This window comes from Verrucomicrobium sp. BvORR106, assembly GCF_000739655.1.
Lineage (GTDB): Bacteria > Verrucomicrobiota > Verrucomicrobiia > Verrucomicrobiales > Verrucomicrobiaceae > Verrucomicrobium.
Genome location: NZ_BATR01000031.1, coordinates 85,667 through 99,953 on the forward strand (window position 1 = coordinate 85,667; position 14,287 = coordinate 99,953).

At 62.9% G+C, this 14,287-nt stretch carries 11 protein-coding genes; 3 read left to right on the forward strand and 8 right to left on the reverse strand.

Features of this window, described 5'->3' with window-relative positions; translation table 11 throughout:
• Positions 1 to 40: 40 nt before the first annotated feature.
• From BV106_RS05320 to BV106_RS05350, 7 genes are all read right to left on the reverse strand, one after another.
• Positions 41 to 1,015 (reverse strand): sll0787 family AIR synthase-like protein, encoded by a 975-nt coding sequence (locus BV106_RS05320; RefSeq protein WP_038161567.1) that lies wholly within the window; start codon positions 1,013 to 1,015, stop codon positions 41 to 43.
• Between the two features lie 99 nt (positions 1,016 to 1,114).
• The gene (locus BV106_RS05325) at positions 1,115 to 1,681 is read right to left on the reverse strand and encodes an MSMEG_0567/Sll0786 family nitrogen starvation N-acetyltransferase (RefSeq protein WP_038161570.1); all 567 of its coding nucleotides are present in this window, start codon (positions 1,679 to 1,681) and stop codon (positions 1,115 to 1,117) included.
• 63 nt (positions 1,682 to 1,744) lie between these two features.
• Complete coding sequence (locus tag BV106_RS05330; protein ID WP_051945144.1) at positions 1,745 to 3,037, reverse strand: MSMEG_0569 family flavin-dependent oxidoreductase; 1,293 nt, start codon at positions 3,035 to 3,037, stop codon at positions 1,745 to 1,747.
• Between the two features lie 54 nt (positions 3,038 to 3,091).
• A complete protein-coding gene (locus tag BV106_RS05335) occupies positions 3,092 to 3,367 on the reverse strand; it encodes an MSMEG_0570 family nitrogen starvation response protein (RefSeq protein WP_038161572.1) in 276 nt (91 codons plus the stop codon).
• 157 nt (positions 3,368 to 3,524) lie between these two features.
• Entirely contained in the window at positions 3,525 to 4,679 is a 1,155-nt protein-coding gene (locus BV106_RS05340) for an MSMEG_0568 family radical SAM protein (RefSeq protein WP_265595362.1), read from the reverse strand.
• Positions 4,621 to 5,679, reverse strand: a complete 1,059-nt coding sequence (locus BV106_RS05345; protein ID WP_038161576.1) for a Nit6803 family nitrilase — start codon at positions 5,677 to 5,679, stop codon at positions 4,621 to 4,623. The genes BV106_RS05340 and BV106_RS05345 overlap by 59 nt, the downstream gene beginning before the upstream one ends.
• Before the next feature lie 48 nt (positions 5,680 to 5,727).
• The gene (locus tag BV106_RS05350) at positions 5,728 to 6,210 is read right to left on the reverse strand and encodes an MSMEG_0572/Sll0783 family nitrogen starvation response protein (protein WP_038161579.1); all 483 of its coding nucleotides are present in this window, start codon (positions 6,208 to 6,210) and stop codon (positions 5,728 to 5,730) included.
• A 299-nt stretch (positions 6,211 to 6,509) separates the two neighbouring features.
• On the opposite strand from BV106_RS05350, the gene BV106_RS05355 reads away from it, so the two are divergent.
• Complete coding sequence (locus tag BV106_RS05355) at positions 6,510 to 9,116, forward strand: M1 family aminopeptidase (RefSeq protein WP_038161581.1); 2,607 nt, start codon at positions 6,510 to 6,512, stop codon at positions 9,114 to 9,116.
• Positions 9,117 to 9,458: 342 nt separating this feature from the next.
• Here BV106_RS05355 and BV106_RS35085 read toward each other — a convergent pair whose 3' ends face one another.
• Positions 9,459 to 11,579 carry a tetratricopeptide repeat protein gene (locus BV106_RS35085; protein ID WP_051945147.1) on the reverse strand — a complete coding sequence of 707 codons (2,121 nt, stop codon included), beginning with the start codon at positions 11,577 to 11,579 and terminating at the stop codon, positions 9,459 to 9,461.
• Between the two features lie 153 nt (positions 11,580 to 11,732).
• On the opposite strand from BV106_RS35085, the gene BV106_RS05365 reads away from it, so the two are divergent.
• Both BV106_RS05365 and BV106_RS05370 read left to right on the forward strand, forming a co-directional pair.
• On the forward strand, positions 11,733 to 12,992 hold the full coding sequence (locus BV106_RS05365; protein ID WP_038161585.1) for a hypothetical protein: 1,260 nt from the start codon (positions 11,733 to 11,735) through the stop codon (positions 12,990 to 12,992).
• Positions 12,993 to 13,129: 137 nt separating this feature from the next.
• Positions 13,130 to 14,248, forward strand: a complete 1,119-nt coding sequence (locus BV106_RS05370; RefSeq protein WP_051945150.1) for a ribokinase — start codon at positions 13,130 to 13,132, stop codon at positions 14,246 to 14,248.
• Positions 14,249 to 14,287 lie beyond the last annotated feature (39 nt).

Here is a 14,287-nt window from a genome sequence, read left to right on the forward strand (position 1 = left end):
AGTAGAAGGCAGGGTGGGCGCCGATAGGCACAGCCCTGCCTTACAACGCAACGGCGGCGATGGACGGCGATGATTCGATCTCGGCAAAGGTCACCTTTTGGTCCTGCCAGGCCAGTTCGAGGAGCTTGCTGTCCGTGATGCTGCCGACCGGGGCGCAGGCGATGCCGCTTCCCGCGAACACGCGGCAGACTTCATCCACATGCTCCGTTGCGGCCGTGAGCAGATATCCATAGCTGGGGAAGGAGAGCAGCCAGCGGCTCAGATCCACGTCCGGAGGCTGGGGAAGCTGATCCAGCTGCACCACCGCCCCTGCGGCAGAAGTGGCCAGCAACATCGCCAGCGTGCCCAGCAAGCCGCCATTACTGAGATCCTTGCCGGCCGTAAGCAGTCCGGCCTCTGCCAGTTGGGGCAACAGCTTGAGATCGGCCTGCAGCCTCTCCGGTGGCGAGCCCACACTGGCATTCCAGAAAACGGTGCCCTCTCCGCGATAAGCCCCGCGCAAGTCCACTGCCATCAGCAGGGTGTCACCCGGTTTGGCGTCGAAGCTCGTGATCAATTTCTTCGCGCGTCCCACCACGGCCACAGCCAGCAGGGGAGTGCGTCCCTTGCCAAAGCGCGTGGTATGTCCGCCGACAATCGGCACGCCATACGCAGCCGAGGCCGCCTGCATGCCGGCCCACAATTCTGCCGTCACGGGAGAACCTTCTTCCGTCCAGACCACATCCACCAGAGCCGTGGGTGAGCCTCCCATCGCGGCGATGTCACTGAGATTCACCATCACCGCACTGTACCCGGCAAACCAGGGGTCGAGTTCGATGAAACCTTCGATCATGCCCTCGGCGGCAAAGAGGAGGAACCCGTCGCTGTCTGGGATGGCAGCCGTGTCATCGCCGATCGCGATCTTCTGCGCCGTCCCCAGAGCAGGGGAGTAGGCGGAGGCGATCTTGAGCTTCTCCACCACATTGGGGTGCTCAAGCAGGCTCAGGGCCAGGGATTCAAGCTGGTCGGGGGTCATGGGAAAGGCAGGAGGAAGGACGACACGCTCAAAAAGGAAACGGAGCTGAGGCCGCGGCCCAGCGTGTCATTCATCCAGTCTCACATCGGCACCTGCGGCTCACGCCACCAACTCTGCCGGAGGATAGTGCCCGAGTTCCGCCTCCATGTGGGCATGCACCCGCCCATGCAGCACCTTCTCCTCCAGCTTGAGCCAGTGCAGGCGCTGAAAGAATCGCGCATTCTGCTCCTGCACATTGGCCAGGAAACGGTCGCAGCCGATGGCGTTGGCCGTGGAGACCGCCTTGTAGATGAGACCCGCCCCGAGAGCTCCAAAACCCCGGTGCACCGGCTGATGATTCCGCACGCTCACCCCTGGACTCATCTCCGTGAGCCGCCGGTGCGCCTTGTGCACACACAACCGACTCCCATACCAGAGGCGGGGCTGGCGTTCATCGATCCGCACCGTGCCCACCACCTCATCCACCATGCCAGCCACCAGGGTGGCACAGATGATGGGGATGGCATGGTCATCCACTTCATCGCGATCATGCTCCACAAAGACGCCCTGTTCTTCGCAGAAAACGTCCCGCCTCAGATTCCAGTAGCCCTGCAGCTCCTGGGGAGTCCGGGCGATCTTGAACACAAAGTCCCGGGGCTTGTACTCTGGAAAGGGGTCAAAGAGCATGGTGGGAAGGGATGAGAGGACCGTTAATCCGTCTTGCAAAGGTTGTGCCAAGCGGGCGGCTCATCATGAGCCAAGGGCCAGTTCGTTGAGCTTGCGCCCCGCCAGAGACTTGGTGGTATTGTGCCGGGCCTCGACACAGTCAGCGAGGAACCGGGCATCATCCGCCACGCCGGAGAACCGGCCGGAGCCCCAGGTGTGCTGCCAGGGGAGACCTAGGAAATAAACACCTTGCACATTGGTGACGCCCCGCTGGTGGCTGGGGTAGCCTTTGCCGTCGAACACCGGGATCTCCAGCCAGCGGTAGTCTGTCTGGAAGCCCATGCTCCAGATGATGGAACGGATGCCGGCGGCGGCGAAGTCGAGATCCGGCGATTCTGCGGGCGGTTCCCACACGGGCACATAGCGCTCCTCCTGCGGAACATCGATGCCACGTGAAGCGATGTACTTGTCGATCGTGTTCTTGATGCTGTCCGCCACGTTGTCTGCGTTGTCGAGGTTCTGCTTCAAGTCGGTCCCAAACTTGAGCTGCCCCTGGCGCATCTCCAGCAGGCGGCCGTGCAGCTGCATGCCCTCCAGGGCGAACTTGCGCAGATCGATGTCGCGCCCGCCATCACGCCCGGTCACATAGTGGTTGGCCTTGGCCCGCACACGCTCTTTCAGCGGGTGCTCGTGCACGGGCAGGTTGTAGTAGCCCATCTCGTGCAGCCAATCCACGACGTCCTTCCCGCGATAACGGCGAGCGGTGCGGGGAGCACCACCCACACAGAGATGCACCTTCCTTCCTTCGAGGTGCAGATCCTCTGCGATCTGGCAGCCGGACTGACCGGTGCCAACCACCAGCACCGCCCCCTCCGGCAGCGCGGCGGAACTCTTGTAGTCGGAGGAATGCATCTGCACGATGTCCTCGGGAAACTTCTCCGCCATGCGCGGCACGGTGGCCGTATGGTAGCCGCCCGTGGCAATCACCACCTGCCCGGCGGTGAACTCGCCTTCACTGGTGCTTATTTCATAAATCCCCGACTCATGGCGGCGGACCCGATGTACGGTCACGCCCTCGCGCAGCGGGGGATTGAAGAGCTTCACGTAGTCTTCGATGTACTTGACGATCTCATCCTTCTTCATGAAGCCATTGGGGTCGTCGCCGGAGTACTTGAACCCCGGCAGGGAGCACTGCCAGTTGGGCGTGACGAGACAGAAGTTGTCCCAGCGCTTGGAGCGCCAAGCCTCGGCAAAGCGGTGCTTTTCAAAGATGAGGTGGTCGATGCCCCGTTCCTTGAGGCAGTAGCTCATGGAGAGGCCGGCCTGGCCTCCGCCGATGATGATGACAGGGTAGTGATGGGTGGGCATGACGGACATGGCAGAAGGTTGGGGTGCTCGAACTCTGGTTTCAGGGGCGGGAAAGGGGTCGCGTCAGATGGAGAGAATGCGCACGGTTCCCTCTGGAGGCTGGTTCCTGGAGAAGTGCTCGATGTCGCTGATCTGGGCGGAGGCGGAGGTGCAGTAGAAGCCGAATTTGGCCCGCACCCGCTCCGATGCCTCCGTGAGCGCCTCGCGGCTCCGGGAGACAAACTCCGTCACCGTCATTTCCTCGCCCTTCTGGAAATAGGTGCGCACGACCGTGGAAGGGGAGTAGCACTCCCGCGTGACGCCGTCGGGAAGCTGGATGGTGAAGTTGATGGAGGGCATGGTGGGGGAAGTAAAAAGTAGCTAGTAAAAAGTGAAAAGTGTCGAGTTACTTCAGGCTGTTTGATAGGCTCATAGAACCAGAGCCACAGAGACTCGATCCCTTTAAAACCTCTGTGTTCTCTGTGCCCCTGTGGTTATATCATCAGTACCGCATCACTCACCCCAGACACATGTTCTGGCCGTTGTTGTCCTGGTTCTCAAACGTGGAGAGGGAAGAACACGCGCCGCATTTGGCGCAGCCGGCTTTCACGGTTTCCGAGGTCATGCCGGCGGCGGAGAGCATTTCGCCGAGAGGCTGGAGGATGCTGCGCATGAACTCCGCGCTGGGCGGCTGGCGGTGTTGCAACGGGGTACCGCCAATGGGGACGAAGGGCACGACGAAGGGGTACACGCCCAGGGCGATGAGCTGGCGGCAGCCGTCCAGGAGGCCTTCTGCGGTGTCGCCCAGACCGCCCAGGAGGTAGGTGCTGACCTGGCCGCGGCCAAAGACGGCCACGGCAGCCTCGAAGGCTTTCAGGTAATAACTCACGGGCACCTGAGCCTTGCCCGGCATGATGCGGGCGCGCACCGTATCATCCCAGGCCTCCAGGTGCATGCCCAGGGTGTCAACCCCCGCGTCCTTCAGCCGGTGGAACCAGCTGAAGTCCGCCGGGGGTTCACACTGGGCCTGGATGCCCAACCCGGTGCGGGACTTGATGGCACGAGCCACGTCCACCAGAACGGCGGCTCCGCGGTCCTCCGTAGGAGGGGTGCCGGTGGTGAGCACCACCTGCTCGACCCCGTCAAACTTCTGCGCTGCGGCCGCCACCTCGGCAAGTTGCTCCGGCGTCTTCCGCGCAATCGTGCGGCCCGCTTTGAGCGATTCGCCGATGGCACAGAACTGGCACTTGGTTTCCGCATTGCCGTACCGGATGCAGGTCTGCAGCACGGTGGTGGCCAGGACGTTGTGGGAGTGGAGCTGGGCGAGCTTCCAGTACGGGATGCCGTCCTCTGTGGTTAGATCATAGAACCTGGGCTGCCGGGGGAAGCGGATGGGGGCCTCGGGGCGGCCGTCCCGGTAGAGCATGGAGCGCCCGTCAAGCGCCGGCGGGTCAGCCGTAAAAGGGGACTGGCGCGCCGGGTGGGTGTGGATGGGCACCATGACCGTGGTGCCCATGATGTGGAGGGCCTTGTGGTCACTGGGTCCAGCGCCTCCACGCCGGCTGGAGGCGGAGGCCGCCTCGTCCACCATGCGCAGACCGAGGGACTGCAACTCAGACACCAGCCATTGCTTGCGGGTGAGCAAGGCGGTCTCGAAGGCCGTTGGATTCATGGGAAGGGGAGCTGAGGTCATGGTTGCGGGAGGTACCGTTGATCAGGGGTTCAGGGCTCGCCGACAACGGCGAGGGGCACGACGTGTATTGCTGAAGCGGCTGCTGATGCATCACCAGGGAGAGCAGGTCCGGCCGCGAGTAGTGGCCCACGCTGTCCATCATGCGCTTGCGTTTGGTGATGAGCGTGAAGTCCAGGTCCGCCACCACCATGCCTTCGCCAGCCGTGAGGGGCTCGCCCAGGAGCGTGCCCTCCGGTGAGACGATGGCGGTGAAGCAGCCGCCGCGGAGTGCCTTCTGCATCTTGATGTCAGGCGTGATGGCGGTGATCTGCTCGTCGGTGAGCCAGCCGGTGGAGTTCACCACGAAGCAACCGGATTCCAGTGCGTGATGCCGGATGGTCACCTCGATCTGGTCCCGGAAGATTGGTCCCACCATGGACCCCGGGAACTGGGCGCAGTGGATCTGCTCGTGTTGGGCCATGAGGGAGAACCGGGCGAGGGGGTTGTAGTGTTCCCAGCAGGCCAATGCGCCCAGGCGGCCCACCTTGGTTTCCACCACCTTCAGTCCGGACCCATCGCCCTGGCCCCAAATCATGCGCTCATGATAGGTGGGGGTGATCTTGCGCCGCTTCAGCACCAGGGTGCCATCCGCATCGAAGACCAGCTGCGTGTTGTAGAGGGAGCCGTGATCCCGTTCGTTCACGCCCACCACCAGCACCATGCCGTGACGCCGGGCCTGCTGGGAAAGGATGTCCGGGATCCAGCCAGGGACTTCCACCGCATTTTCGTAGAGCCGCAGGTGCTCGCGGCCAGCGCTCACCGGCGGCTCTACAAAGGAGAAATAGGGGTAGTAGGGCACGAAGGTCTCTGGGAAGACCGCCAGTTCCACCCCTCCGGCGGCGGCCTCAGCCACCGCCCGGCAGACACGGTCCACCGTGCCTTCCACACTGGTCAGATCAGGTGCGATCTGCACCGCTGCCGCTCGAATCATCGTCGCCATACGCCCCTGGGGGTTGTGGTTGTCTGCGGGTGTTGCCTCCTGCGCAGATTACAGGTTCCAGGAGTGGATCTGGACCGCATTGGCCCGGCCATGGAGGAGGACAATGTCCAGCACATCCAGGGGGTTGATGGGGATGATGCCCGGGATAAAAGCCTTCTCCGTCTGGCCGTACAGCGCCTGGGTGGAGAAGCGGCAGGCATAGATCTTGCCGCCCTCGGCCATGAACTGGGCCAGGCGCTTGTTCACCAAAAGATGCCCCGGGAAGGCCTCGTCGCCCAGAGTGGGGAAACCTCGCTGGAATCCGAGCGTCACGCCCGGGCCATACAGGAGGATGGAGGTCTCATAGCCTTTGCGCAGGAGGCGCGTGGCCACCAGCGTGTTCACCAGGCCGATGGATCCTTCAAAGGCGATGCCATGGAAGGTGACCAGCGCCTTCTCGCCGGGAAGGGCCTTCACATCCTCGAAGACCTTCTCTTCATAATCCACGAGAAAGTCGCCGTCCTTGTTCATGTCTCTGTTTACCGCGGGCATAGTCGTCAGGGAGTTGATGGTTTTCCGTTTTCCTTGGAGGCCCTGAGTGGGTCCTCACACGCCGCAGAGATTCAGCAGCCGCGGTGCCACCATGCCAGGTGGTCTGCCCCGTCTGGCCGGACATTCATGCAAATCGTTGCACGGCTGCCGGGGCGGCAGAAATTTCAAAATTCAAATGCCAAACTTCAAAGGGAAGCCGAAAACCACCCAGGAAGCCCGGTTGAATTTTGAAGTTTGGTTTTTGAAGTTTCCACCCGCAGGCCTTTCTGCCAAAACAGGGGCCTTACTCCACCGCCCCCATGCTCCGCGCCCTCCTTTTCACCCTCCTTGCGAGCCAGGCAGTCATGGCCAGCCAGGACTCCATCTGTGCCTGTGGCAAGCATCTCCTGCCCAAGATCACCAACGAGAAACCCGGGCGCAAGTATGCCCGGGACCGGCTGGTGGACATCCTGCATCTGAAGCTGGACGTCACCCCGGACTTCGACAAGCGGACGGTCAAAGGGACCTCCTCGCTCACCTTCAAGCCCATCGCCCAACCCCTCACCAAGCTGGAGCTGGATGCCGTGGGCCTGGTGATTGAGGACGTGCAAACCCGCAACGCCGTGCTGGCCGAGTATGGTGTGACGGATGAGAAGCTGGTGCTGGTGTTCAAGGAGCCCGTGCCAGCCGACACCGAGGCCGGCGTGGTGATCCGCTACCGGGCCCAGCCCGAGCGGGGCCTATATTTCCGCACACCCGAGACCGGTGCCAAACCCGGCGACACCCAGGTGTGGACGCAGGGAGAGGCGGAGCTGCACCGCTACTGGTTCCCGTGCTACGACTACCCCAACGAACGCTTCACCAGCGAGGTGGTCTGCCACATTCCCGGGGACATGAAAGCCATCTCCAATGGCGTGTTAGTTTCCAATAACCAAAAGGATCTCGGTGGCCTCACCCTGTGGCACTGGCGGCAGAACCAGCCGCATGTGAACTACCTCGTGGCCCTGGCCGCAGGTTATTTCCACACCCTGGAAGGCAAGGCCGGCACCCTCCCCCTGGCGCTGCACGTGCCACCGTCCGAGACGGCGCAGGCGGCCAATGCCTTCCGCGACACCGCGAAGATCATCCCTTTCCTGGAACGTGAAACCGGCACGCCCTTCCCGTGGGACAAGTACCACCAGGTGTACTGTCTGGACTTCATCGCCGGCGGCATGGAGAACACGAGCTGCACCTTCCAGGCCGCGGGCCTCCTTTTCCAGGATGATACCGAGACACTCTCCAGTCTGCACTGGCTGGATGCGCACGAGGCGACGCACCAGTGGTTTGGGGATCTGGTCACGTGCCGCGACTGGTCGCACCTCTGGCTCAACGAAGGATTCGCCTCGTACTACACCGTCCTCTATGAAGGCGAGCGCAACGGTCCGGAGGCGTTCCAGTTCGGTCTGCTCCGGGAGGCCAACAAGGTCTTCGAGCGCCTGGACTCGCGCCCGATCGTCTGGCGGGACTACAAGGACCCCATGGAGCAATTTGACTACCGCTCCTATCCCAAGGGTGCCTGGGTGCTGCACATGATCCGCAGCCGCCTGGGCGAGGATCTTTTCCGCAAGGCAGTGAAGACGTATCTGGACCGGCACCGCAACACGGTGGTGGGCACGGATGATCTGCAGGATGTGCTGGAGGAAGTGTCCGGCCTGTCCTTTGACCGATTCTTTGACCAGTGGCTCTACCACGGCGGCGTGCCCGAATTGAAGGCGGACTACTCCTGGGACGCAGCGACCAAGCTGGCCAAAGTGACCATGCGCCAGACCCAGAAGGTGACCGACCAGGTGCTGCTGTTCCAGTTTGACCTGCCAGTGCGGTTCTGGCTGAAAGGGGCGGAAAAGCCGGTGGACTTCAAGGTCACCGTCACCAGGGCGGAGGAGGACTTTTATTTCCCAGTACCTTCTTCTCCCGAACTCATCCGCCTGGATCCCGACACGACGCTGCTGGCGAAGTGGGACTTCACCCCGCCTCCAGACATGCTGAAGCGGCAGCTGCAAGGGGATGTGCTGGGGCGCATCTGTGCGGTGCAGGCCCTGGGCAAGCAGAAGGACGACGACAGCGTGAAACAGATCGCGGAAGTGCTGAACAAGGATGTCTTTCACGGGGTGCGCAGTGAGGCCGCCAAGGCTCTGAAGCAGGTCATGACCCCGGCGGCCCGCGATGCCCTGGTTGCAGTCTTGAACCAACCCGACGCCCGCGCCCGCAAGGCCGTGGTGGAGGCGCTGGGAGCGTATCCTCATCCTGTCGCCCACGCCGCTCTGCTGCAGCAGGCCCAGCGGGAGAAGAACCCGGAGATCCTGGCGCAGATCATCACCACTTGGGGGGCCCGGCCCGCCGAGCCGGCCATCACTGCGGAACTGACACGTCTGATCGCCACGCCCTCCTATCACAACGGACTGGCCGCCGCCGTCATCAGTGCCTTCCGGGCCCAGAGCGACGCCACCGCTGTGCCGCTGATCCTGGCCAAGCTGAACTCCAAGGCGGATGCGTTGGAGTTCGACACCGGAGACTTTGCCGCTGGCATGGACGCGTTGGCCTTTCTCGCGCGAGACCTGAAGGCCGAGGAGCGGGAACCGGTGCGGGTGTTCCTGACCAGCCATCTCAACCATCCCAAAGAAGACCTTCGCGTCGCGGCCGCTCAGGGTCTGGGCACGCTGCGGGATGCCAGATCTCTGGCGGTGCTCAAGCCTCTGACTGCGGTGAGCAAACCCTTCAAGGATCCCGTGCGGGACGCTGCTGAAAAGGCGATTGTGACGCTGGGAGCTGAACAGCCCCGGCCGCTGGAGCTGAAGGATGTCTGGACCCAGATGCAGGACCTGCAACGCAAGGCGCAGGAGATGGAGAAACAACTGGAGACGATGAAGAAGAAGGCCGAGGCGAAGTGAGAGGGGGAGGCGATGGAATGGAGTGTCGTGGGACGTCTCAGGCTCTCTCACCTCCAAACCACCGCATCACATCCAACACCTGAGCGCGCAGCGCTTTTGGGACTGCGGTGAGCATCACCGCTTTCGCACCCCTTGTGATGGGATTGAACCCTTCGCCGTCCGCCAGAGCCCACATCCTCCGGTCGCACCCCAAAGCATCCAGTCCGACACAGGACTCCCAAAAGCGGTGATGCTCACCGCAGTCCCAAAATCCCGCAAGCGGGATCAGGTGTTGGTCGATCTATCGGCCTTGTTTTTCCTAGATCCTCCCACCTCTCAAGGCCATTCCAACCACCACATCCATCACGGCTTCTCTTCCTTGCCGTTCCCGCCTCTATCACCATCGCCCGAATCCGACTTCTTGCGGTTGAACAGCTTCTTCACCGTACCCGTTACCGCGCCGGACACCGCATCCGTTGCTCCTGAAACCGCACCCGTCACAGCTCCGGAAACAGCCCCAGTCACGCCCGTGACGGACTTGGTGACTCTTGCAGCTACGCCGGGGCCTTTTTCCTTCTCTTTCTCCTTTTCCTCAACCGGCTCAGCCATCACCACCGGCTTGGGCGGCGCTGCGGGAGCAACCTCCGGCTTGGGTTTCGGTTTGGGCTGGGGCTTCAAGGAAGCAACGGTCTTCTTGTTCTTCTCGCTGGTGCCCTTGCTGGATTTCGAGGCCGTGGCCTTCTTGGGGGCAGGGGCGGCGGCTTCCTCCTTTTCTTTCTCCGCTTCTGCAGCAGCCATGCGGGCCTTTTGTTCGGCAGCCACTTTGGCCTTCTCCTCCGCGGCGACCCGAGCCTTCTCCTCCTTCAGAGCCTTTTCTTCAGCCGCTTTGGCGGCAGCGGCTTCCGCCATCTTCGCCTCTTCCGCCGCCTTCTTGGCCTTGGCTTCTTCCATCCTGGTCTTCTCCTCGGCCGCAAGCCGGGCTTTCTCCTCTGCTGCAGCCTTGGCCTGGGCGGCCTTCATGGCCTTCTCCTCTTCGAGCTTGGCTTTTTCCGCCGCCGCCTTCGCAGCCGCCGCTTCTGCCAGCATGGCTTTTTCCTCAGCGGCTTTGCGCACTTTCTCTTCAGCCTCTTGCTTTGCCTTCATGGCCAGCTGCGCCTTCTCTTCTTCGATCCGGGCTTTCTCGGCCGCGGCCACCCGGGCTTTCTCCTCGGCTTCCATACGGACCTTTTCAGCGGCGTCCGCTTTGGCTTTCTCTTCCGCAGCGATACGAGCCTTCTGTTCGGCGACGACCATGGCCTTCTCCTTCATGGCCTGCTCGCGTTCTGCGATGAGCTGGGTCTCCGCCTTGACGACAATGGCGTGGGTCTCCGCAGTGAGGGGATGGTCCTTGCCCAGATGGGCCTCGAAGATGGCCAACGCTTTGGCATAGAGACCCGCGGCATCCTCGCTCATCTCCATGGCAGTGAAGTTGTCCGCGAGCTGACGGTAGCAGCGGCCGGTCTCGGGGTGATCGGAGGGAAAGTGCATCCGGCAGATGCGCCAGGCCTCGCCGGCGTGCTTCTGGCAGAGGTCAAACTCGCCCTGGCGCGAAGCCAGTCGGGCCAGACTGAGCTCCACCAACAGCAACTCCACCGCATCACGCGTCTGCTTCTTCAGCAGGTTCTCACGCGACTTCTCCAGCAACGACTTTGCACCCGCGTCGTCCTCTCCCGCGAGCACCATGAGGGCCCCGACACGGCTCTGGTAGAGGCCCACATCCCGGGATTCATCGGGAAAGTTCTGCTCAGCCAAGGCCAGGGCCTCATGAGCCAGAGGCAGGGCTTTGGCATAACGGAGCTGGCCGTGGTAAATCTGCGCCAGCATGGTCAGATCGCGAGCCAGCGCCGGCGGCTCGTTGGCGTGGGCCTTGCGGGCGGCTGCCAGGGCACGGGCCACCGCCTTGTCTGCCTCCTCTTCCCGCTGCAGGAGCAGCAGGGTGTCCGCCAGCAGCCCCGCCGGGGCGATCAGGTCGCCAGCAGGCCGGCCCGTGCGCTCGGCGTCTGAGAGATTGGTCTCAAAGGCCATCACAGCGTCGTCATAGCGGCCCGAGGCCTGACAGGCGCGGCCCAGTTTCTCCGCGAACCCAAAAGCCAGGTCGCCCTCTTTGCCGTTCCAGCGATGGTTCGTTTCGGCATCGTACCGGGAGCGACGCCAGGCGTAGTCCAGTTGCTCCACGGCCTCCTTCCAGCGACCCACGGCGCGGTAGGCCTCGCCCAGCTCGCCACGCCGGATCACGATCTCGATGTCATTTTCGTCAAAGAGCTTCGTGGCTGAACTCAGCGCCAACTCGAAGTTGACCACCGCCTTCTCGTTCTCACCCTTCAGGGCGGCCTCCTTGGCGATGTCGCGGTACGACTGCGCGAAGGCTGTCGGCAGAGGCGTCAGCGCCTGGAGCGCAAGCAGCAGCGCGAATGAGTAGCGAAGGCGTGAGGACGGGCCGGACATGACGGAAAGTCTTCCCTCCACTGTGCAGGCAGGCAAGGCAAAGTTGGTTCCCGCCCGGCCGCGTGCAACATTCGGGGCCAAAGGGGTGTTTCAATTGCGCGGCCCGCATCGTAATCTGTGGGTCGTTTTTGCCCCCGAGATCCGCTGCCGCCCATGATCCGCCAAGTCCTGCCCCGCCTGCTCGTGAGCACCCTTCTGCTGGGGGGAGTGACGGCGTCCCTGCCAGCGGCGGAGGCCCCCAATGCCTTCACCATGCCCCCGCACAGCTACTGGGAGCGGGAGCCGCAGGATCGGTTCACCCGGTTCAAGACGGACTTTGAGGCTGGAAAAGCTCCGCTGGACTTCAGCAGCGACAAAGCCTTCCTCACGAGCCTGCTCAAGGCCCTGGACATCCCGGCATCGACCCAGATGTGGGTGTTTTCCACCACGAGCCTGCAGCTCCGGTTCATCTCTCCCAGGAATCCGCGCTCGGTGTACTTCAACGACGAAGTTTCCATCGGTTACATCCCGGGAGGCCGCATCGAGGTGGCCTCGCTCGACCCCGATCTCGGCGCGATTTTCTACATCTTCGACATCCCTCAGCCGGGCCAGGCCCCAGTGATCGAGCGCTCCAATCGCTGCATGAACTGCCATGCGGGCTCGGAAACAGGCCGGGTGCCGAACTGGGTGGTGGAATCCTCCCTGCCTGGGCCCACCGGGGGCAGCGTGAAGTCTTTCCGCCAGGAAACCACGGGCCATGGCATCCCGTTCAACGAACGCTTCGCCGGCTGGCATGTGACGGGCAAGCACGCCATCACCGGCCACTGGGGCAACCTCATCGGCCGCCTGTCCCCGCAGGGCGTGCAGACGGAGTCCGTGGTGCCAGGAGAGCGGTTCGACGTGAACAAGTACCCGGTGGCCACCAGCGACATCCTGACCCACCTGGTATTTGAGCATCAGCTCGGGTTTGTGACCCGGCTCGTAGAGGCCACCTACCGCACCCGCGCTCTCCTGGAGGAGGACAAGGGACGCCTCACGCCTGCCCACAGCGCGGAGCTGGAAAAGATCGCCGACGCCTTTGTCCGGTACATCCTCTTTGCCGATGAGGTGAAGCTGCCCGCCGGGGGAGTGGAGGGCGATCCCGCCTTCGTGGCCGACTTCCTCAAGCCGCGCAAGACCACCAGCGGAGGGGCCTCCCTGCGCGACTTCGACCTGCGCACCCGCGTCTTCAAGTACCGCTGCAGCTACATGATCCACTCGCCCGTGTTTCAGAAAATGCCCGCCGAGATGAAGCAGCGCGTCTATCGGCGTCTCGGCCAGGCCCTGAGCGAGGGCAAACCGGACCCTGCCTACAGCTACCTGCCGGTAGAGGAGAAGCGGGCCATTGTGCAGATCCTCAAGGAGACCGTCCCGGACATCACCCGGCGGCCGTGAGAGGAACAGGGCAGTTCCCGCACAAAGATTTTGCTGGGAACTTGCCAAAATACGCTGACAGAATGGGTGATTCACGGTGTTAATTGCACCTGAAAAAAGTAAGCCCGGCGTCTCCCCACGCCCCTCCACGTCCGCACATGTCTGATACTGTTCCGAACCCCGCCATTGCCGTTGTTGGCTCGCTGAACATTGATACTCAACTCTCGGTGCCGCAGTTGCCGGAATCGGGGACCACGGTGTCAGCCAGCAACATGAGCAGTTGTTATGGAGGCAAGGGGGCCAATCAAGCCGTCGCCGCGTGCCGTCAGGGAGCCTCGGTCAGCCTGATCGGCTCGGTGGGCACAGACGCGGGTGGCAGCGCTTACCTTGAGTACCTCGTGGCCCAAGGGATCGATGTCTCGGCCGTGCAGCCGTATGAAGACACGCCAACTGGCCGCGCCTACATCTGCGTCAATCCGGCGGGACAGAACTCAATTGTCACGCTGCCAGGTGCCAACGCCTACCTCATGGCGGAGCGGGTGGCTGAGAACATTGCTTTGATCGAAGGGGCCGACGTCGTGTTGTGCCAGCTGGAAGTGCCGGTGGAGTCCGTCGTCTACGCCCTCCAGACCGCCAACGAGTACGGCAAGACCACGATTCTGAATCCCTCACCGCTGAACCCTGAGTTTCCGTGGGGTCAGGTACCGATCGACTTCCTGATCGTGAACGAGAAGGAAGCGGCTTCGTTGCTGGGCTACTTCGTGGAGAGCACCGCAGAGGCCCCCACGATTCGCTCCCAGATGGCCGACCTCGGGATCGGCACGCTCATCATCACCCGGGGCTCTGAGCACACTTTTGCCTTCAGCAGCAACCAGGCGCTCAAGGTGCCGCCTCCGCAGGTGTCGGTGGTGGACACCGTCGGCGCCGGGGATGCCTTCGCCGGGACTTTTGCCGTGCATTGGGCTCAGACTCGCAACCTGCTGGGCAGCCTGCGCAAGGCGAACATCGCCGGTGCTCTGGCCACCCAGCGCGAAGGGGCTCAGGATGCCATCCCGACCCGTGAAGAGGTGGATGACTATGGCAAGGCCCCCGCGCCGGAGCCGGAACCCGAGCCTGCTCCTGAAGAATCCAGCGAGGAATATTCGGAGTACCCTGCGGAAGGGGAGGGAGAAGCCCCTCAAGAAGAGCAGATCTGGGATGAGCAGCCAGCAGAGGAGGGAAGCGACCTGCCGACCTCTGAATCTGAGGACGAAGCGGAACCCAAACCGCAAGGTTGAGCTCACCAGAGCCCGCCCAGACACCCCCTTCAGCAATCT